Source organism: Herpetosiphon llansteffanensis (assembly GCF_003205875.1).
Lineage (GTDB): Bacteria > Chloroflexota > Chloroflexia > Chloroflexales > Herpetosiphonaceae > Herpetosiphon > Herpetosiphon llansteffanensis.
Map to the genome: position 1 here is coordinate 162215 of NZ_PUBZ01000103.1, position 19833 is coordinate 182047.

Consider the following 19833-nt stretch of genomic DNA (forward strand, 5'->3'; position numbering starts at 1 on the left):
AGCGGCGCAGAGCACCAAAGGATGAGGGATGAAACACCAAAATCAAAAGGATGAAGAACATAGAACATAGGGCTATGGTCTAGCAGAAACAAGGAATTTCCAATCATGGTTCCGCTAGACCATAGCCCCAACTTCGTGCCCTTCGCGTCCTTCGTGGTTAAAAAAGCACTCTATGTTCTATGTTCTATGTTCTATGTTCTATGCTCTATGTTCTTCGTACGTGGCTCAGGCAGGCGGCGCGAGAGCAACCAGCCGCCAAAAGCACTGGCAGCGCTGATCCAAAACAAGGGCAAATAGCCAAATTGCGCTAGCAGCAAACCACCCAACACGGGAAAGAAGGTTGCCACGCCCATCAGCGTATTGCAAACGCCAACATACACAGGCCGCTGCTCAGCTGGTGCCAGCTCCATCACATAGGTCAAACTGGCAGTGTTCGAGCCATCAACGCTCAAGCCAATCAGCAAAAAGATTACGCCAAACATCCAGCCCAAGGCTTCTGGGCCTAAAACGCTGGCAAATGGCATAATCAGCAACGCCCACGTTGGCACGGTGATAATCAACGCGCCAGTTAATACAATCAACAAACGATTGCCACGCTGATCGCCAATGCGCGACCAAAACAGGTTCGATAAGGCTGCGGCAAACACCCGCACTGCCAAATATACCCCAATCATGCGTGGCGAGACGTGCAGCACTTCGCGGGCATACAAAATATAAAACGGATCGGCCAAGCCACCCAAACGCGTGACCATACGCGAAAGCACATATTGGCGAAAATTGCGGTCGTGCTTGAGCAACACCGGAATTTTGGCAAACATCTGTTTGGCCGAAATTGCCGCCGGCGGATTGGTCGTGGGCGGTTCGGCAAATAAGCTAAACGAAATAATGCCAAAGCCAATCAGCACAAACGAAATAAACAGCAAAATGCCGTAGTTATGCGGAAAAACCAAGGGACTGCTGCGGCTAAGCAGCCAGCCAACCAACGGGCTAACCATCACAAACGAAAGCAAACCGCCAATCAAATTGCGCGAGCCAAAAAATTTACCCCGCTGGCGAGCTGGAATCGTTTTGGCCACAACTTCTTGAAAAGCGACCGAGCCAGAGCCGCCAGTAAAATTGTACATGGCGTAGCCCAGTAAAAACAACGGCAGCAAAACCAACACCGGCAAACTGGTGGCATTCCAAACTACAAGCAGCATCGCCAGCCAAATAAAGAAGCGCACAATGCCAACTTGGCGATAGACTGGCAATTTGTAGGTCATGCCTTGCAAACGCCCAGCGCTCAACAATTGCGGCAACAACCAACCGCCAGATTTGAGCGATGGCAACAAACCAACCACCCACGGCGCAGCACCCAACTCACGCACAAACACCGTCAAAACCAAATTCGCATCGCTAAATGCATCGGCTAAAATAAATAAAACTCCATTGGCCACTCCTAAGCGCATGTTGCGGCGCAAAGTTTCTTCATTGCTCGCTCGGGGAGCAATTGGCCGATGAAGTGCTAATTTCCATTGCATAGCACGTTTGTCCTTCGCAACGGGCCGTTTCCCGCTACTTACAAAAAAACGCCCAAGAACCCAGTTGTTCCCGAACATTTGCTGCTGTACGGAGCTGCCGTACCAGATTCAATTAGCGCCCATTCTACTGCGATGTGCTGCGTTATGCAAGTATGCGAAAATGACCATATTGATCCACGAATCGCACAAAGAGCACAAAGTCTGAAACCGCGAAGGACGCGAAGAGCGCGAAGGGAAATAGCTATTAGCTTTTGGCTATTGGCTTTTGGCATTACCAACCCATGTTCGATAGCCTATCGCCTCAAGCCATCCCTCTTTTGATTTTTGATTTTTGATTTTTGATTTCTGACTTTTGACTTTTGCTTTGGCCTTTCATCCCTCATAATTCATCCTTCATCCTTTCCCCTATGTTCTATGTTCTATGCTCTATGTTCTTAATTTCATCCTTCGCAAGCCCGATCTTGGGGTGGGCGCAGCTGTGCTAAAGTGAGGTTATTGATTCTTTTATGGAGTTACACCAATGAAAATCACCAGTTTGATGATCCTGAATCGCCCTTCGGCCCAACATAGACTACACGGGAGATCATCGAACATATGTTATTGCAGATCAACAACCTCAATAAATCTTATGGCCCACATCAAATCCTCAGCGACATTGCGCTAATCATCAATCGCGGCGAACGGATTGGCTTAGTCGGAGCCAATGGCGTTGGCAAATCAACCTTATTGCGTTTAATTATTGGCCAAGAGCAAGCAGATACTGGCTCCATTCGCTGGGGCGAAGGCTGCGAATATGGCTATTTAACTCAGCAATTAACCACGTCCACTGCCATGAATGTTGAGCAATTACTGGCTGCCAGCCAACAACAGCTGAACGAGCTAAGCCAACAACTTGAGCAGTTAAGTGACCACATGGCAAGCGCCGACCCCGATCAACTTTCAGCCATTTTAGAACGCTATGGCGATGTGGCCCAACGATTCGAGTTGCGTGGTGGCTACGAGCTTGATCATCGCATCGATCAAGTGATGCAAGGCCTTGGATTGAACCATATTCCCCGTGAACGCTCGGTGCAAGAGCTATCTGGGGGCGAGAAAACGCGGCTCGGTTTAGCTGCCCTGCTGATTAGCAACCCCGATCTGTTGTTGTTGGATGAACCAACCAATCACCTTGATCATCAGGCCAGCGCATGGCTGGAAACATGGCTGCAAGCGCATACTGGTGCAATGCTGGTGGTTTCGCACGATCGCGCCTTTCTCGACCAAGTGGCAACCACCATTCTTGAGCTTGACGAACATACGCATCAACTCAAAACATACCCTGGCAATTACAGCGCTTATTTCGCTGCCAAACAAGCAGAACGCGAGCGTTGGGAAGCGGATTATGAGCGGCAGCAAGCCGAAATTCGCCAATTGCAACAGCGAGCCAAAGCCCAAAATCAACAAGTTGCGCATAATCGAGCGCCACGCGATAACGATGGCTTTATTTACCACACCAAGGGCGAAAATGTGGCAGCGGCGGTTTCGCGCAATGTGCGTTCAGCCCAACAAGCGCTCGATCGCATTTTGGCTGATCCAATTGCTGAGCCACCAAAACCACTCACCATCAACCCAACCTTCAACCCAAGCCCCGATGGCAGCCAACAAATGCTTTCGATCGAAGGCCTAAGTTACCAACGCGAGCAGCAAACCATCCTCGAGCAGATCGATTTAGAATTACGACCCCGCCAACGAATTCTAATTACCGGAGCTAATGGCAGCGGCAAAACCACCCTGCTTGATCTGATAGCAGGCGATTTGCAGCCAAGCAAGGGTCAAATTCGCTCTGGCCCAAATATGCAAATTGGCTATTTACGCCAAGAATATCAGCGCCCCAAGCCTGAGCAAACGCTCTTTGAAGCCTATCGCGAAGGCTTAATTGGCTTCAACAAAGACTTAATCAACGAGCTAGTGTGGTCGGGCTTATTTCGCTATGCTGAGGTTAATCGTCCGGTTGGTGGCATTAGCACAGGCCAGTTGCATAAGTTACAATTAGCCCGCTTGATCGCCTTGCGCGCCAATTTGCTCTTGCTCGATGAACCAACGAACCACCTAAGTTTTGATGTTTTAGAGCAATTTGAGGCGGCGATCAATCAATTTGCTGGGCCGATCATTGCCGTTTCGCACGATCGGCGCTTTATCCAGCAATTTGCTGGCGAGATTTGGCACTTACACGAGGGACGGTTAACGCGCCTATGCTGACATCTTTTGAACAAACAATTATCGAACCAGCCCGGTATCAACTAGAGACGTTGATTATTGGCCAAGAATTACTAGGCCTCGAACAAACTGCTTCGACCAACAGCCTGATTCGCGAACGGGCCTTTGCTGGAGTGGCCGAAGGCTTGGTGATTGTGGCCAACGAGCAAACCGCAGGTCGTGGGCGACGCGGGCGCAACTGGAGTGCTCCCGCTGGCAGTAGTTTGTTGTTGTCGCTGCTTTTGCGGCCAACCTGGCTGGTGCCAAGCGAAAGCTTCTTGCTCACAATGTTGGCGGCGGTGTCCATCAGCGAGGCAATCGAACGCGAAACCAGCTGTACGGTTGAACTCAAGTGGCCCAACGATCTGCTGATTAACGGGCGCAAACTGGCTGGCATTTTGGTCGAGCTAGAAACCGCTGGCCCCGAACGGTTGCGCTGGGCGGTGATTGGCAGCGGCATTAACGTCAATTGGCAGCCAAGCGATGATCCAACAATTAACCAAGCGGCAACCTCGTTGGCAAGTGAATGTGGCCATGAGGTTGATCGCGCTGGCTTGCTGCGGGCAATTTTGCATAGCTACGATCGCCATTATCTCAATTTGCGTAGCGGTCGCCGCGAAGCATTACGTCAAGCATGGTTAGACCGATTAACCACCTTGGGCAAAGCGGTCGAGGTTGAACTGAGCAGCCATAGCTTTACTGGTGTGGCCGAAGCAGTTGATCAGCATGGCGGCTTGCAGGTGCGCGACAGCACCGGCGAACTCCAAACCGTCTATGCAGGCGATGTTAAAGTGCGGCCATTAGCCTAAGCCTAACCAAGCTAAAACCCCACAATAGCCTAGCGTTGGCCAAGCCTTAAGGTTTGACAGCGTTTTAGGCTATTGTTATACTCGCCACGTTGTGACAGCTGTCACATGAATTAAAGGCCACGATGCATGCAGATCGAATCCCATCCTTCAACTCAGGCGAAGCAATCAGTTTGGCAGCACTATCAGCCATTCGTAGCCATGGCGAGCGCAGGTCTAGCCATCATCTTGGCATTGTTCAGCTTTGGCTTTGGGCGTAGCATCGATTGGTTTGCGCTTAATTTCACGCCGATGGTTGGAGTTGGCAGCTTTTTGCTCTTTGTGATGTTAATTCCTGGCTGGGCAGCCATTCGCTGGCTTAGCCCTGCCCAATTGCTCAGCAGGAGCGAACGTTGGGCCTTGAGTTGGTGTGTTGGCATTGCCCTGCCGCCAATTGGATTAAATCTGTTCCACATTCTGGGCTTAGCGATTAATCGCTGGGTAATTATTGCCTATGCTTTGCTTGGGCTGCTCGCTGCAATCTGGCCAGCGCCACGCTCAAGCTGGGCTATGCGAATGAGCCAGCTGAAAACCATCAGGATTAGCGGCCATGGCTGGCTGCTTTTCAGCATTACGCTGGTAAGCCTGCTGCAACGAATGCTGGCGGTGCGCAACTTAAGCGTCGCTCAATGGAACGATGCCTATCACCATACGCTCATCACACAGCTCTTCTTAAATAATGGTGGCATTTTCGAGACATGGCAACCCTATGCCGCTTTAAATACATTCAGCTACCACTATGGTTTTCATGCCAATAGCGCCTTTTTGGCGTGGTGGAGCCAGCTCGCCGCCACGACCAGCGTTTTGTATACTGGACAACTCCACGGCGTTGCTACCACAGTCATGGCCTACCTGCTTGGGCGACGGCTCAGCGGGCGGCTTAGCGTGGGCTTAATCGCCTTTGGCCTCACCAGCTTCTACAACCTGATGCCAGCCTTTTATGTTAACTGGAGTCGTTTTACCCAATTAACTGGCCAAATTATTTTGGTGGGCTTGGTCGTTGTGTGGTTTATGGCCTTAGAATATTCGCGCTTTTCGTGGCAGTTGGTTGGTTTAGCCACCATTCTGACCACTGGTTTATTATTGACCCATTATTTGGTAACGCTGTTTGCAGTGGTGATGGTTGCGCTGCTGATCCTAGCATTATTAGCCTTGCGACCAACATTTGCGCAGTTAAAGCAGCTGAGCCTACGAGCGAGCGCAATTACAATCGCCAGTGCGCTTATTGCCGCACCGTGGCTATATACAATTATTCAGAGCAAACTTACAGCGATTGCCCGCAACTATGTCACTGGCTATAGTTCGGGATATGCGGCAACCGTTGCTACGCTCGACCAAATTGTGCCAACCTATATTAAAGCGCCAATTATGCTTTTGGCCTTTGTCGGCATTTGGCTTGCTTTTGCCCAACGCGCTTGGCGCATGCTTTTGCTCGTGGTTTGGAGCCTTGGAATTCAGATTTTAGCGGTTCCCTATGTCTTTAATTTACCGATTAGCGGTATTATTAGTGGCTTCGCGGTTTCAATTATGTTGTACATTCCGATCATTCCCTTAGCCGCCTACCCGCTGGGGCTGTTGCTCGATCGCTTCAGCAGAAACTGGTATCTCAAAGGCGTGGCTTTGGTTGGCTTATATGGCTTGATCGTATGGTCGACACCATGGCAAACGGCGATTGTGAATGAACAAAATCGGCTATTAACCAGCGCCGATGAGCAAGCGATGGCTTGGATTCGCACAACAACCGAGCCAGATGCACGCTTTTTGATCAATGGGCTATCGAGCTATGGCGATGCATTAATTATTGCCGATGATGGTGGCATGTGGATTCCCTTCCTGACTGGTCGCCAAACCACAATTCCACCATTAACCTATGGCTCGGAAAAAGCGATTGACCCAAAACTTGATCGCGATGTATATATGCTGTATGACGCGTTGCGTTCGACCGCCTTAGAAAGCGCCGAAGGCATCGCCTTGCTTCAGAAAAATCAGGTTGATTATATTTATACTGGCCCGCATATGGGCCAGAATGCACAAAATACCCAGCTGAACATTCAAGCCCTTCGTTATCGGCCAGAGCAATTTCCAATTGTCTACGAGCGTGATGGAGTGGTGATCTTTGCAGTAAAGGCGCAACAATGAAACTGTGTGTGGTTGGACCAACCTATCCCTATCGTGGGGGGATTGCTCATTACACCACGCTTTTGGTCAAACACTTGCGCGAGGTGGGCCATCAGGTGCGATTTTATTCGTATACCCGCCAATATCCGCGCTGGCTTTTTCCAGGCAAAACCGATAAAGATCCAAGTGCAACGCCATTGCGGGTTGAATGCGAGTATGTGCTCGACCCAACCAACCCGATTACATGGTGGCGCTTATGCCGCAAAATTCGCGCCGATAATCCCGATTTGGTGGTGCTGCAATGGTGGGTTCCCTACTGGACACCATCGCTGAGCTATATTTCGCGCTGGCTGAAGAAACACACCAAAGCCAAAGTTGTGTATATTTGCCACAATGTGATGCCGCATGATGGCGGGGGCTTTTTGGATCGGCGCATGGCTTCGACGGTGCTCAAGCAGGGCGATGCCTTAATTGTGCATAGCGATCAAGATTTGCATCGTGCTCAAGCGCTATTGCCGCAAGCAGCCGTGCTTAAATCGCAGTTGCCAACCTTTGAAGAGGTTGCCAAACACACCGATGCCGCGGCAATTGAAGATTTGCGCAGCCAACTTAGCATCTCCAGCGAGCACGATATTTTGCTGTTTTTTGGCTTTGTACGGCCCTACAAAGGCCTCGAATATTTGATTCAAGCCTTGCCGTTGGTGGTCAAAGAGCGGCCTGTACACTTGCTGGTGGTTGGTGAGTTTTGGGCTTCGCCCGAATTTTATCAGCGCTACACCCGCGAGTATGGCGTTGAAGCCAATGTGACCTTTGTCAATCGCTATGTGCCCAACGAAGAGCTTGGCCCCTATTTCGATCTCGCCGATGTCGTGGTATTGCCCTATATCTCGGCCACTCAAAGCGCGGTGGTGCAATTGGCTTTTGGGCTGGGCAAGCCAGTCATCACCACCCGCGTTGGCGGTTTGCACGAAGTTGTGCGCGATGGCGTAAATGGCTTAGTCGTGCCGCCGCAAGATGAAGTAGCGCTAGCCAAAGCAATTGTGCGCTATTTTCAAGATGAGCTTAAAGCGCCAATGACTGCTGCGGTTCAGGCTGAACGCGGCCAACAACTGCATGGCTGGGAAAATCTGATCAGCTGCCTTGAACAAATTGGGGCCAAATAATGCGGCGGATCGTGTTTCTAATTACGATGGGCATTGAACGGCCATCGGGCCAGCGCTACTTTAATCTGGCCCGCGAGTTGGTGCGCAATGGCGACCAAGTGCGCATTTTAGCCTTGCACCCCGATTTGGCCCAATGCCAACAGCGCCGTTTTAAGCAAGATGGCGTTGAAATTTGGTATGTTGGCCAGATGCACTCGCGCAAACGCCATGGCGAGGTGCTGCCATTTTCGCCCTTGCAACTCCTCTGGGTCTTAATCACCGCAACCTTGGGCATGCTTTGGGGCATTCTCTGCTCGCCAGCAGCAATTTACCACCTTGGCAAGCCACAGCCCGTTAATGGGTTGGCGGCGGTTTTAGGTGTGCTGCTTGGGCGCGGCCAGCAGTTTTGGGTCGATTGCGATGATGATGAAGTTGGCAGTAATCGGCTCACCAATCAGGCCCAGCGCATGGTCTTTGCTTTTTGGCAATGGCTCTTGCCGCGCTTGGCCAAGGGCGTAACCGTCAATACCCAAGCCTTAGCCGCCCGTATGCTGCAAGCACGCGCTCCCAAAATTGTTTATGTGCCCAACGGTGTTGATTTAAGTCTGTTTCAAGCGCCAGAACCAACAGTTTTGGCTGGGTTACGTAGCAGTTTGGGCCTAGATGGCACCAAGGTGATTGCCTATGTAGGCACAATTGCCCTCCACAATCACCCAATCAATTTGCTGCTCGAAGCCTTTGACCTGCAATTAAAGCACGATCCACTAATTCGCGTGTTGCTGATTGGCGGCGGCGAGGATTTGGGTTATATCCAAAACTGGATTCGTGAGCATGGCTATCACGAGCAGATCATCTGCCTCGGCCATCAAGATCGGCGCACGATTCCCACTTGGATGGCGCTTGCCGATGTTACGGTTGATCCCGTGTATGATGATGCGGTGGCGCAAGCCCGTTCGCCATTGAAGCTCTTTGAAAGTTTGGCCTTGGGCATTCCAGCGGTCACTGGCGATGTCGGCGATCGGCGCTTGATTTTAAATTTTGTCGCCGATCGCTTGATTGCGCCTGCTGGCGATGCCTTGGGTTTAGCAAAAACCCTGCAAAGCGCGCTTACAAGCTGGAGCGATGCAGATCGCCACGCCTGTTTTGAGCGAGCGGCTGATTATGCTTGGTCTGCTTTAGCGCTACGTTGGCGCACAGGCTACGAGGAATAATATGCAAACTAGCCGCCTGATCTGGCCCCAACCAACGAGCGAGCATCGTCATGATTAAGGATTCTACCTCAACCCAAGCCACCGCGACCGAACCCCAAGCATCGGCCAAATTACCACGGGCGCGGCTTTTTCAGATTAGCTTTGGGGTTGGCGGCGTTATGCTGGCGCGGCTGTTGGGGATTTTCACCCAAATTATTTTGGCCCGCCGCTTAGGTGCCGAGCAATATGGCTTGTTCAACTCGCTGTATGCCTTGCTGAACCCATTAATTATTCTGGCCAATTTGGGCTTGGATAATTGGTTGCTACGCCAAAGCTCCGATCGGGTGCTGCTAAATAAATCGGTAAGTCGCGTCTTTGCTTTGCGTGGCTTTGTGCTGGCAGGGCTGTTATTAGTCGCCGCACCGTTTGTCAGTATGCGCAACCCTGCCTTTACCCCGCATTTGATCGCCTTAGCCTGCGCAGGCATTATTGGCGATTTATTGGTTGGCACTGCCGATACCGCTTTGCGGGCTTCGATTCAGGTGCTCAAAGCTTCTAGCCTGCAAATTGTCGTCGCGCTGAGTTTGTTTGTGCCAATTTGGTTTACGCCCCAATTGCCATTCTCAACCGTGGTGATCTATCGCTGTATTGCGGTAGCCTTGGGTTTTGGCCTCAGTGTGTACTATTTGCATGGCATTTTGCGCTGGGTTTGGCAGCCGCGCCAATGGATTAATACCATTCGCGAGGCGCGCTTCTACTTTATTTCCGAAGTTATGGCCTACCTAACCTTGCGCGTCGACCTCTTTTTGGTGGCCTTGCTATTACCAACGATTAATTCAGGGATTTATGCGCCGCCGCTGGCAATTATCAATAACACATTTTTAGTGCCCAGCATTACCGCCCAAATTTTGCTACCGATGATCGTCAAGCATTCGCCAAAATCACCACTCTATCGGCGGGTTATTCGCTTGGCAATTGGCTTGAGCGTGCTGTATGGCTTGGCATGGTTCGCGCTGCTCACATGGTATTCCGATTGGATTATCAACCTGATGTATGGCGCGCAATATGCCGATGCAATTCCATTGTTGCAAATTATGGCAATTATTCCCTTGCTCAAGAGCCTGAATTTTTGCTGGGCGACCTTTATGGTTTCCAACGATCAGCAGCCATTGCGGGTCAAATTGCAAACCATTGGCGCGACCATTAGCATTCTCGGCAATTTTGTGGTAATTCCGTTGTATGGCTTGCAAGGCGTGGCGATCATCAATATGATCACCGAAATTGCGCTGTTTATCTCGTATGGATATGGTGCTTGGCTAACCTATCAGAAAGTGATGCGATGAAGGTTTTGTTGTTAAACGCCCATTCGCCGCAAAATGCTGGCGATTTGGCCTTGCTTGAGCAATCGTTGGCCCATTTACAGGCAGCGTTTCCCCATGCCGATGTGAGTTATGTGATCAATCAGCCAGAGCCAGCAGCCTGGCTCCCAGCAGCTGTGCCCTATATTCGTTCGATTCACGAACATAAAACCAATTTGATCAAAGATGCACCCAAGCCACGGCGCAAATGGCTGATGCTTGGTTTGGCAATCTGGTTGGTCAGCATCAGCTTAATCTATCGCTGGACAGGCCTCAGATTCAAGCCCCGCGCAAGCAGTGCTTGGCGCGAATTACTTGATCATTATTTTGAGGCCAACGTAGCTGCGGCGATTGGCGGCGGCTACTTATATGCCACCAAAGCCTTTGACCTCAACTATATTTGGGTTTGGTTGGGCGTGGCCTTGCCTGTGATCATGGGCAAGCCGCTGGTGATGTTGCCGCAATCGTTTGGGCCAGTTACTGGCAAAATCAATCAATTGTTGTTGGCGTGGTTGGTCAATCGCTCGGTGCTGGCCTATGCCCGCGAGGAGCGCTCGCAGCAATATTTGTATAGCATTGGGGTTAATCAACCAGTGCATGTTGTGCCCGATGTGGCCTTCAATTGCCCAACTGTCGAGCCAGCCCAAGCAGAAGCCTATTTGGCAGAGTGGTGGCAACCAGCCAAACGCCCAGCCTTGTTAATTGGCATCACGGCCATGGATTTTGGCATTCAGCATCCAGGCTCTGGGTTTAGCCATGGCCAGCGCTACGAACAAGCCTTGCTTGATTTGATTCAGCATATCAGCCAGCACGACGATGTGCATATCTTGGTGTTTGCGCAATGTGTTGGCGCGAGCGAGGCCGAGGATGATCGGGTTGTGGCGCGGCGTTTGCTGGCCCAATTGCCTGCCGAAACCCCAATTACCTTTATTGATGATCGTTTGCAGCCAGCGATGCTCAAGCAATTGTATAGCAAGCTCGACTTGCTGGTAGCGACCCGCTTGCATTCGGCGATTTTTGCCTTGAGCAGCAACACGCCAAGTTTTGTGATTGGCTATTTGCACAAATCGGCGGGTGTCATGCAAATGCTCGGCTTAGCTGATTATCAAATTCCGATCGAATCGATTGATAGTGCCAACATTATTAGCGCATTCGACCAAACCGTGGCCGCGCGCAGCTTGATTAAAACCCTGATGCGTAGCACAATTCCCAGCCTCCAAAGCCAACTAGAGCGCTTGCCCAGCCAAATTCGGGCAGCGGTTGGCGATTGGTTACGAGGAGCAAAGTAGCAGATTATATGGATAAAATAACTGTCGCTCATGTGATTACCGGCTTTGCCAGCGCCGAAGGTGCTGGTGGCTCGGCGCTGTTTGGCATCGAAGTTGCCCGCGCCTTAGATAAAAGCCGATTTCGGCCAATTGTCTGTGGAATTCATCGCTACGATGCGCCATCCGAGCAGCGCTGGCTCGAAACTTTGGCTGCTGAAGGCATCGAAACCAGAATTATGGTGCCAGAACGCAGAAAATTGCGCTACGATATGGTGCGTTTTAGTGCCCTCTTCAATCAACTGATTCAAGAGCAAGCGGTTGATATTATTCATACCCATGTCGAACGGATCGAATTTTTCATTAGTGTGCAAAAACTGTTGCACCCAAGCTACTACCCCAAATTAGTGCGCACCCTGCATATTAACTCGATGTGGGTAACTAGGCCATTGGTGCGGCGCTTGATGAATATTGCCTATAGCCAATTGTTTAGCGAAGAAATTGCAATTTCGCAAGCCACCAAAACCATGCTTGATAACCGCATGGCAGCGCGGGTTTTTGGCCGTTCAGCGACGCTGATTCAAAATAGCTTACCCTTGGCGCGCTTGCAAAAATTCGATTTGCCAAAACAGCACACGCCGTTTAGCCCACCACGCTTCTTATTAATTGGTCGGCTAGAGATTCAAAAAGCCCAAGATATTTTTATTCAAGCGGCGGCGCTAGTACTGCAACACTCTCCAGATGCAGAATTTTGGCTCGCAGGCGAGGGCACGCAAGAAGCCAATTTCCGCCAACTTGCAGCCAATTTAGCTATCGAGCATGCCATAAAATTCCTTGGGCCACGCGATGATATTCCCGAAGTTTTGAGCCAAGTTGATGTGCTTGTTTCAACGTCGCGCTGGGAAGGCTTTGCAACCGTTATTTTGGAAGCAATGGCAGCGCGCACGCCAATTATTGCCAGCGATATTGGCGGCAACAACGAGCAAGTCGTCGATGGCGAAACAGGGCTATTGGTCGAGGCCGAAAATGCGAGCGCTGTGGCCGAAGCAATGATCTGGATGCTGGAACACCGCAGTGAAGCGGCGCTTATGGGCCAGCGCGGCTACGAGTGGGGGCAGCAGTTCACGATGGAACGCACTGCTGCCCAGTATGAGGCAATCTACGAACGGCTAATTAGGGAGCAAAAATATCGACCTTGATTGCGCCAAGATCAAGCTTTTTATCGCTTTGAGCATCAATTACCATCGTTACCTGATCGGGGCCAAGTAACACCTTATAATTCCCAAACACATCGCCGACTACGATGACATAGCGATGGGGTGGAATATTTTCAAAGACAAAATCGCCTTGATCATCGGCAACCGTGATTGGGCTATGAGCGGTATTCAGCACAAAATTGGTTTCGCCTTTTTCATTATCATAGGCTTCAGCCAATTGAACTGGGACTTGGCTATAGGGTTGATTATTGGTTGGGTTGCTGACATTGCCAATAACCGTTGCCCGGCCACTTTCAGGATCTTTAACTTGGCTCAAATCGCGATCTTCGGCGATCATGAGGGTTGGGGTTGGCAAGGTTCCGACCGTTGGTAAGGAACTGTTCGCGGTGGGCACTGGGTTGGTTGTAGCGGGCAAGCTACTATCGCTACAGCCAGCCAACGCGCCCAGGATCAACCCTGTCAAAAGAATTTTGCGCATAAACAATGTACCTCTTTCTTAGAACATGAAATTAGCGACGAGTAATATGCAAGCGACTTTTATGCTCAAAGCGAAATTCAGCTTGGCGATTACGGAAGAAATCATCGATAGCCTGGCGACACCCAGACCAACTCTCATAGTCGTCGATGACCAAGATGCCACCTTGCACCAGATGTGGCACAATGCGTTCAAGACAAACCATCACTGAATCGTACCAATCGCAATCAATGTGGGCTAAAGCGACAGGCTGATCGATCTGAAGGCTATCTTCGTATAAGCCCTTAACCAAACGTACATGGTGTTGCTCAATGGGATAGCCTGCTGCTGCAAAGGCGGCAATTACCTTTTGATCAAGCGCCTCCTCGTAGCCATAATAGCGGCGATTACCCAACCCTGGCGATTTACCAGTGCTAATCACTTCGTAGCGTTGATGCACATCATGACCATCACGTTCTGAAGGTGGCGGAATCATGCCAAAGACATCGTAAATGGCAAATGGACGTTGTTTGGCTTTGACACTGGTAATGACAATCGCCGAGCCACCAGCAGCACAGCCCAATTCGAGCATTTGGCCAGCGATGCCCTCTTGTTCAAGTTGACGCACTGCCAAGCCAAGATCGATCAAGGCTGCTTGATCAAGATAAGTTAAGTGCTGTTTTTGCACATGCCTGATCGCACTTACCAGCGCTGGATACTGCCGATTGAGCGTACTCAAGCGCCAAGAACTGATCAGTTTTGATGCGCTATTCTTTAATCGTGCTTTGATTCCCAAATCTGGCAACTCCTCGTTAATCGAGCGAAATTAACCCCTCTAAACAGCTCTAAACCAGCTAATTAACCCAAAAGGATTAGTCGTTTAACAAGGGATTAAAGGAAGAGCAAATCAACAATTTATCCGAAATTAAGCGTTTCTAGGGCGCTGGAATAAGCAGCAGCGACAACTAATCCTTGCCAAAAGCTAGCCAAGCATACCATGCTGAATACATCAGATCAAATCCAGCAAAGAAGCAGCAATACTCGAAATAATCCCTCTATTAGCCAAGATGGAGTATTGCACTGAACCTATGATCTTGTGATACTATAGCCAGCATCCAAGGGAATACCTAACGAAGTGTTTAGGTACATTAACGGTCTTATAAAGGAGTTCATCCATGACGTTTGCAAAGCTGCGTGTCCGGGCAATGATGGTTGCCTTGTTGCTTTCAATCTTTGCAGTAGGCGGTCGGGGCGTATCAGCTCAAACCAATGCCTATGCAACCGCCTTCACCACCTCAATCACCTACCAAAACATTGGTGCTGGTACTGCAAACATTAACTTGGTTGTGTACAGCTCAACTGGTACTCCATCAACAGTTCCATCATCAACCTTGGCTCAAAATGGCGCTGGCTCGTTCTTCGTTGGCTCAGTTAGCAGCTTTGGGACGAGCTTCAATGGTTCAGCAGTTATCTCAGCTGATCAACCAATCGCTGCAACGTTGGTTCAAATCCCAGCAGCAGCTTCAGTTGTCAAGAACCGCCCATTGTCAAATGGTTTCTCAAGCGGTTCAGCAACCGTTTTGATTCCAACCGTTTTGAAGTCATTTGCTAACTACACCAGCAAATTTGTGATTCAAAACACCGACACCGTTGCGAACGATTTCAAGATTGAATTCGTCACCCCAACTGGTGTTTCGTACACCGCCAACCCAACCAACGTTTTGCCAAACGCTTCAGTGTACTACGACGCTGGCACGATTGCAGAATTGGGCGCAAGCTTCAATGGTTCAGTTCGTGTAACCGCCACCAAGAATGGCACCAGCAACCCAGGTAGCGCTGTTGGTACCGCCCTTGAATTACAAACCAACGGTGCTGGCGCATATGCTTCACAAGCATTCCCATCAACCGCTGCTGCAAACAAAGTCTACATGGCAAGCGCCCTCTGCGACTTAGTAATTCCAAGTGGTAAAGCTACCACGTTCTATGCAGTGCAAAATGCTAGCACTTCACCAGCTACAGTTAGCGTTACCTATGTTAGTAGCGCAGGTGGTGCACCATTAACTTCACCACAAGTCACCATTGCCCCAGGTGCTAAAGCAAGCTTTAACCCTTGTGGTGTGACTCCAGTGAACTTCAATGGCTCAGCAACCATCAACTCAAACCAACCAATCTTGGCAATTGGTAAAGTTAACGGTGCTGGCTTGTACACCGCATTCGAAGGTGCAACCGCTGGTACTGCTAAGGTTGCATTGCCATACGTTCGCTGGTTGACCCCAGCTCAAGGTGGCCAACAAACCTTCATCGCCATCCAAAACGTTGGCACAGCTGCTGCAAGCAATGTCACCGTCAAGTACTACAACGCAAGCGGTACCTTGCTCGGTACCCACACCATCCCAAGCATTGCAGCTGGCGCTAAAGCTAGCTCAAACCCAACCAGCGCAACCCCAAGCGCTGCCGGTATGGGTGTTGGTGGCGGTTCAGCCGTGGTTGAAGGCGCAGGCGCTAGCTTGATCGTTGTTACCCGTGTCCAAACTCCTGTTGGCACTGGTACCACCGGCGAAGACTACAACGGTATTCCTTTCAACTAGGCTTAAACCTTTGAGGATTCCCTTGGGCCTGCTCCAGCAATGGAGCAGGCTTTTTTTGTGCATTCAAAAACGCCAGTTCACATGAACTGGCGTTTGCTCGTAGGTAACTGAGTTTATGCCAACACGGAGCTATAGACAGGGCTGCACCATTCGCGGCGCTTCGCATCTTGGCCATGGGTCGCTGCATAATACAGGCTACGCAGCTGCGTGAAGATTGGACCAATCTCGCCATTACCAACCGCACGATGATCAACCTCAACCACCGGCGTAACTTCAACGCCCGTGCCACAGAAGAAGATTTCATCGGCTGCATAGAGTTCGGTACGATCAATCGTACGCTCAACCACCTGCAAGCCAAGCTCCTCGGTTGCTAGTTGTTTGATGACATGGCGAGTAATGCCTTCCAGAATGTTATCGGTAATGCCTGGCGTATACAACACGCCATTGCGCACCACATAGATATTTTCGGCACTGCCTTCGCAAACATGGCCATCTTGGGTCAAAACAATGCCTTCATCAAAGCCATTTTGCATGGCTTCGCTCTTAACCAGCGCTGAATTAACATACGATCCGGTAGCTTTCAGGCGGGCTGGAATCGCATTATCATCAATTCGTCGCCATGAGCTAATGCCAACTTTCAAGCCAGCTTCTTTTTCAATGTATTTGCCAAATGGAATCGCCCAAATCGTAAAATCGTCGCTGATGTCGTGCAAGCGCACCCCAATGCCTTCAAATGATTTGTAGGCTAATGGGCGAATATAGACATCGCTGCGAAATTCTTCGCGCCGCAATAATTCGAGCGTGGTTTCGACCAGTTGCTCAACACTGTATGGCAAGCGAATTTGTAGCACTTTGCACGAGCGCAACAAGCGTTCGTAGTGGGCTTGCAGATGAAACACATACAATTGCTCGTCGGCTTCGTTCCAATAAGCCCGAATGCCTTCAAAACAGCCAGTGCCATAATTCAAGGCATGATTCATAACACTGACTTTGGCATCAGCAATCGGCACAATTTCCCCTTTGAAAAAGGCAAAACGATTGGTTGACATAGCTACTCCTTAATTGTAGGCAAGAATTAATTAGCTGCTGGAAGCGGCCACGCTCTGACGACGAAATGGCCATTTGCCATTAACGATGATCACGCCCAGCAAAATCAAACATAAACCAATCAGCATATCGCTGCGAATGGCTTCATTCAAAAACAGCCAGCCCCAAAAAATCGCGAAGATTGGCAAAATATAGGTCACTTGCGAGGTACGCGCTGCCCCAACTTGCTTCACCAACCAGAAATAGAGAATCTGGGCAATTGCAGTGCCTAAAATGGCCAAGCCAAACAGCGATCCAACCGAAACTAAACTCGGCGTTTGCCAGCTATTATGATCAACCACAATCGCGATTGGCAAAAGCATCAGCGCGCCACTCACCATCTGGCCAAACGCTGGAATCAGGGCTGGCAAGCCGCCAAAGGTGCGGCGCACATACAACGTGCCAATGCCATACATCGCCGAAGCAATGATACAAGCAATTTGGCCCCACGTATCCAAGCTATTAATGTTGCCAATTGAACGCGAAAAGAGATATACGACCCCAGCGAAGCCCAGCAAAATGCCAAACGTCCGCACCCCGGTCAAGCGTTCTGAACGCACAAAGCTAAACGCCAGAATCACTGTCCATAATGGTGTTGTAGCATTATAGATCGAAGCTAGCCCGCTGGCATTTGCGCCCATTTTGTGCTCGCCCCAGGCAAAGAGGCAGTAGGGCAAAGCCGCATTAATAAACCCAACAAAGCCCAACGAATACCAAAGTTTGCGCTCACGGGGCAAACTAATTTTTTGCCAGCGCAAGACTGCATAAATCAACATCGCAGCAATTGCCAGCCGCAGAAACACAAAGCTAATTGGCGGAATTGTTTCTACGCCCAGCCGAATAAATAAAAACGATGCTCCCCAAACTAACGCTAAAACCATCAATACGCCCATTTGCCGCAGTGTCATACCACAATTTCCTTCCTTGCAAGCCAGCAATCTATTCGATGTAACCAAGGCGTAGCAGTGCTGCTCCAGCGTTGTTTTGGCTCACCAAAATCACATTAACGGGGTCGTTTCGCGCCAAGCCCGCGCAGCAAGTTGGCCGCAACGCAAGACATGGCGGGTCAAAACATCGCCCAGTAGGCGAATTCCACGATCAATTGATTCTGGTGATTGGGTGGCAAAACAAAGCCGCAGGTGAGCATTGCGCGGCGGTTGGGGAAAGAAGACATTGCCAAGCGTTACGCCAACGCCTGCTTCAATCGCCTCGGTATAAATATCGGTGCCATTCAATCCAGCAGGCAAGGTTAGCCAATAGCATAACCCGCCGCGTGGATGCGTCCATTGAATATCACGGGGACAATAGCGGTTGAGCGCTCGTTCCATGGCATCGCGGCGCTCGCGATAGAGTTCGCGCACATAGCGCAGATGGGCTGCCAATTGGCCGCGCCCAAGGTAATCGGCCAAGGCGCGTTGCAACAATGGCGAGCAGTGCAAATCGTTGCCACGTTTGGCAGCAAGCAATGGGTGCAACAACTCATCGCGGGCAACCAAATAGCCTAAACGCAAACCAGGAGTCAAAATTTTGGAGAAACTGCCAAGATACACCACTCGCCCATTGGTATCGCGAGCTTTGATTGGGTGCGGTGGTTGGGTATCATAGCTCAACGGCCCATACACATCATCTTCTAAAATAATCAGATTATGCTCTTCGGCCAATTGCAACAGCGCTGCTTGGCGTTCTGGCGAAAGGCAAACTCCGGTTGGATTATGAAAGGTTGGCACGGTGTAGAGCAAGCGTGGTTTGTATTCGCACAACACCCGTTGCAAAATATCCAGCCGCAAGCCGTGGTCATCCAAGGGAATGCCAATTAAGCGCACGCCCAACGCTGTTGCTTGTTCGATAAAGCCTAAGTAGGTTGGTTCTTCGACCAACACCACATCGCCTTGACGCACAAAGGCCTTCAAGGCCAAAGCCACGCCTTGCTGCGCGCCAGTTGTCACCAGCACATGGTCGGGCGAGGTCACGACGTTGCGATCAAGCAGCCAAGTTGCAATCGCTTCGCGCAAACATAATTCGCCTTGAGTTGGGCCATAGCCTAGAGCGCTCGGGTCACGCAGCGCTTGCTGAATGGCTCGGCCAATTTCGCGCACTGGAAAGGTTTCTTCTGCAGGCGAGGCTTGGGCAAAGGAGATCAGGTTGGGCTGTTGGGCCAAGCGCAGCATATCAGCCAGCATGCCTTGGCTAATCCAGGGGGTTTGCAGCTCATCGACAGCGCGCTGACGTAGCTCGTATTCGGGAATAATTGGCTTCGAACGTTCGGCGACGAAGGTGCCGCGCCCAACGTAGGCCTCAACCCAACCACTAGCTTGCAATTCACTATAAGCATTGTGGACAGTCAATCGAGTAAGGCCAAGAGATTCGGCTAAATCGCGCACTGGTGGCAATTTGGTGCCAGCCGGCAAAGAGCCACTCCGAATCCGTTCTTGTAATTGTTCGGACAATTGAATGTAGAGTGGCTTGGCATGTTGGCGATCAAGCTGAAATTCCATGGTTGGCCTTTCTGTGGCAGGATTGGCAATTAAAGACAATGGCGTAGAGCTGTATTGTACCAGCCCTACGCCATTATTGTCATCTAGCCCATGACAAGTGAAAAGACAAGCAAGACAATTGGTAGGACAATAAAGACATTCAGCGGGTTTTTGATTGTCCAATGGGCTTCTGTATCAATTGGCATCCATGATTGTTGACTTGATGCGCTAAATATATTGGTTGATTCTTGCTTATACATACATTAGTTCCTTTTTGTTGTGACTATTGTCTGCAACTAATGTACCATTCAGTCAACATATTGTAGAGTGACAATGTAGCA

16 protein-coding genes are annotated in these 19833 nt (G+C 50.3%); 9 read left to right on the forward strand and 7 right to left on the reverse strand.

The features are described from left to right. Positions 1–191 precede the first annotated feature (191 nt). Positions 192–1520, reverse strand: coding sequence for an MFS transporter (locus tag C5S61_RS15630; RefSeq protein WP_164689522.1), 1329 nt, complete (start codon positions 1518–1520; stop codon positions 192–194). A 594-nt stretch (positions 1521–2114) separates the two neighbouring features. On the opposite strand from C5S61_RS15630, the gene abc-f reads away from it, so the two are divergent. The 8 genes from abc-f to C5S61_RS15670 all read left to right on the forward strand — a co-directional run bounded on the left by abc-f (position 2115) and on the right by C5S61_RS15670 (position 12872). After that, positions 2115–3758: a ribosomal protection-like ABC-F family protein gene (abc-f, locus tag C5S61_RS15635; protein WP_110516221.1), complete on the forward strand. Its 1644-nt coding sequence runs from the start codon at positions 2115–2117 to the stop codon at positions 3756–3758. Further along, positions 3752–4564, forward strand: coding sequence for a biotin--[acetyl-CoA-carboxylase] ligase (locus C5S61_RS15640; RefSeq protein WP_110516223.1), 813 nt, complete (start codon positions 3752–3754; stop codon positions 4562–4564). The genes abc-f and C5S61_RS15640 overlap by 7 nt, the downstream gene beginning before the upstream one ends. Positions 4565–4690: 126 nt before the next feature. Further along, positions 4691–6739, forward strand: a complete 2049-nt coding sequence (locus tag C5S61_RS15645; RefSeq protein WP_110516225.1) for a hypothetical protein — start codon at positions 4691–4693, stop codon at positions 6737–6739. Positions 6740–6747: 8 nt separating this feature from the next. Beyond that, on the forward strand, positions 6748–7881 hold the full coding sequence (locus tag C5S61_RS15650; RefSeq protein WP_240614527.1) for a glycosyltransferase: 1134 nt from the start codon (positions 6748–6750) through the stop codon (positions 7879–7881). Beyond that, positions 7881–9071 (forward strand): glycosyltransferase, encoded by a 1191-nt coding sequence (locus C5S61_RS15655; protein WP_110516229.1) that lies wholly within the window; start codon positions 7881–7883, stop codon positions 9069–9071. Before C5S61_RS15650 ends, C5S61_RS15655 begins: the two co-directional genes overlap by 1 nt. 50 nt (positions 9072–9121) lie before the next feature. Then, positions 9122–10393: an oligosaccharide flippase family protein gene (locus C5S61_RS15660; protein WP_110516231.1), complete on the forward strand. Its 1272-nt coding sequence runs from the start codon at positions 9122–9124 to the stop codon at positions 10391–10393. Next, positions 10390–11697 carry a polysaccharide pyruvyl transferase family protein gene (locus tag C5S61_RS15665; RefSeq protein ID WP_110516233.1) on the forward strand — a complete coding sequence of 436 codons (1308 nt, stop codon included), beginning with the start codon at positions 10390–10392 and terminating at the stop codon, positions 11695–11697. The genes C5S61_RS15660 and C5S61_RS15665 overlap by 4 nt, the downstream gene beginning before the upstream one ends. An 8-nt stretch (positions 11698–11705) precedes the next feature. Beyond that, positions 11706–12872, forward strand: coding sequence for a glycosyltransferase family 4 protein (locus C5S61_RS15670; protein WP_110516235.1), 1167 nt, complete (start codon positions 11706–11708; stop codon positions 12870–12872). On the opposite strand, the gene C5S61_RS15675 is transcribed toward C5S61_RS15670, so the two are convergent. Continuing rightward, positions 12847–13368: a hypothetical protein gene (locus C5S61_RS15675; RefSeq protein ID WP_110516237.1), complete on the reverse strand. Its 522-nt coding sequence runs from the start codon at positions 13366–13368 to the stop codon at positions 12847–12849. The genes C5S61_RS15670 and C5S61_RS15675 overlap by 26 nt on opposite strands. Positions 13369–13399: 31 nt before the next feature. Then, a complete protein-coding gene (locus C5S61_RS15680; RefSeq protein ID WP_110516239.1) occupies positions 13400–14140 on the reverse strand; it encodes a TylF/MycF/NovP-related O-methyltransferase in 741 nt (246 codons plus the stop codon). Between the two features lie 379 nt (positions 14141–14519). Between C5S61_RS15680 and C5S61_RS15685 the strand changes: the two genes are divergently transcribed. Next, positions 14520–15932: a hypothetical protein gene (locus C5S61_RS15685; RefSeq protein ID WP_110516241.1), complete on the forward strand. Its 1413-nt coding sequence runs from the start codon at positions 14520–14522 to the stop codon at positions 15930–15932. A 113-nt stretch (positions 15933–16045) separates the two neighbouring features. Here C5S61_RS15685 and C5S61_RS15690 read toward each other — a convergent pair whose 3' ends face one another. The 4 genes from C5S61_RS15690 to C5S61_RS26895 form a co-directional block, all read right to left on the reverse strand. After that, positions 16046–16981: a branched-chain amino acid transaminase gene (locus C5S61_RS15690; RefSeq protein ID WP_110516243.1), complete on the reverse strand. Its 936-nt coding sequence runs from the start codon at positions 16979–16981 to the stop codon at positions 16046–16048. Positions 16982–17011: 30 nt separating this feature from the next. Further along, entirely contained in the window at positions 17012–17926 is a 915-nt protein-coding gene (locus tag C5S61_RS15695; RefSeq protein WP_110516245.1) for a DMT family transporter, read from the reverse strand. 90 nt (positions 17927–18016) lie between these two features. Continuing rightward, a complete protein-coding gene (pdxR, locus tag C5S61_RS15700; RefSeq protein ID WP_110516247.1) occupies positions 18017–19513 on the reverse strand; it encodes a MocR-like pyridoxine biosynthesis transcription factor PdxR in 1497 nt (498 codons plus the stop codon). 83 nt (positions 19514–19596) lie between these two features. Further along, positions 19597–19752, reverse strand: a complete 156-nt coding sequence (locus C5S61_RS26895; protein ID WP_164689523.1) for a hypothetical protein — start codon at positions 19750–19752, stop codon at positions 19597–19599. Between the last annotated feature and the right edge of the window lie 81 nt (positions 19753–19833).

Excerpts from the sequence above, each read along its gene's own strand:
- C5S61_RS15665 (WP_110516233.1), top strand. The coding sequence starts at position 10,390 with ATGAAGGTTTTGTTGTTAAACGCCCATTCGCCGCAAAATGCTGGCGAT.
- C5S61_RS15690 (WP_110516243.1), bottom strand. The coding sequence starts at position 16,981 with ATGTCAACCAATCGTTTTGCCTTTTTCAAAGGGGAAATTGTGCCGATT.
- C5S61_RS26895 (WP_164689523.1), bottom strand. The coding sequence starts at position 19,752 with ATGTATAAGCAAGAATCAACCAATATATTTAGCGCATCAAGTCAACAA.
- pdxR (WP_110516247.1), bottom strand. The coding sequence starts at position 19,513 with ATGGAATTTCAGCTTGATCGCCAACATGCCAAGCCACTCTACATTCAA.
- abc-f (WP_110516221.1), top strand. The coding sequence starts at position 2,115 with ATGTTATTGCAGATCAACAACCTCAATAAATCTTATGGCCCACATCAA.
- C5S61_RS15630 (WP_164689522.1), bottom strand. The coding sequence starts at position 1,520 with ATGCAATGGAAATTAGCACTTCATCGGCCAATTGCTCCCCGAGCGAGC.
- C5S61_RS15640 (WP_110516223.1), top strand. The coding sequence starts at position 3,752 with ATGCTGACATCTTTTGAACAAACAATTATCGAACCAGCCCGGTATCAA.
- C5S61_RS15655 (WP_110516229.1), top strand. The coding sequence starts at position 7,881 with ATGCGGCGGATCGTGTTTCTAATTACGATGGGCATTGAACGGCCATCG.
- C5S61_RS15695 (WP_110516245.1), bottom strand. The coding sequence starts at position 17,926 with ATGACACTGCGGCAAATGGGCGTATTGATGGTTTTAGCGTTAGTTTGG.
- C5S61_RS15675 (WP_110516237.1), bottom strand. The coding sequence starts at position 13,368 with ATGCGCAAAATTCTTTTGACAGGGTTGATCCTGGGCGCGTTGGCTGGC.
- C5S61_RS15660 (WP_110516231.1), top strand. The coding sequence starts at position 9,122 with ATGATTAAGGATTCTACCTCAACCCAAGCCACCGCGACCGAACCCCAA.
- C5S61_RS15670 (WP_110516235.1), top strand. The coding sequence starts at position 11,706 with ATGGATAAAATAACTGTCGCTCATGTGATTACCGGCTTTGCCAGCGCC.
- C5S61_RS15645 (WP_110516225.1), top strand. The coding sequence starts at position 4,691 with ATGCAGATCGAATCCCATCCTTCAACTCAGGCGAAGCAATCAGTTTGG.
- C5S61_RS15685 (WP_110516241.1), top strand. The coding sequence starts at position 14,520 with ATGACGTTTGCAAAGCTGCGTGTCCGGGCAATGATGGTTGCCTTGTTG.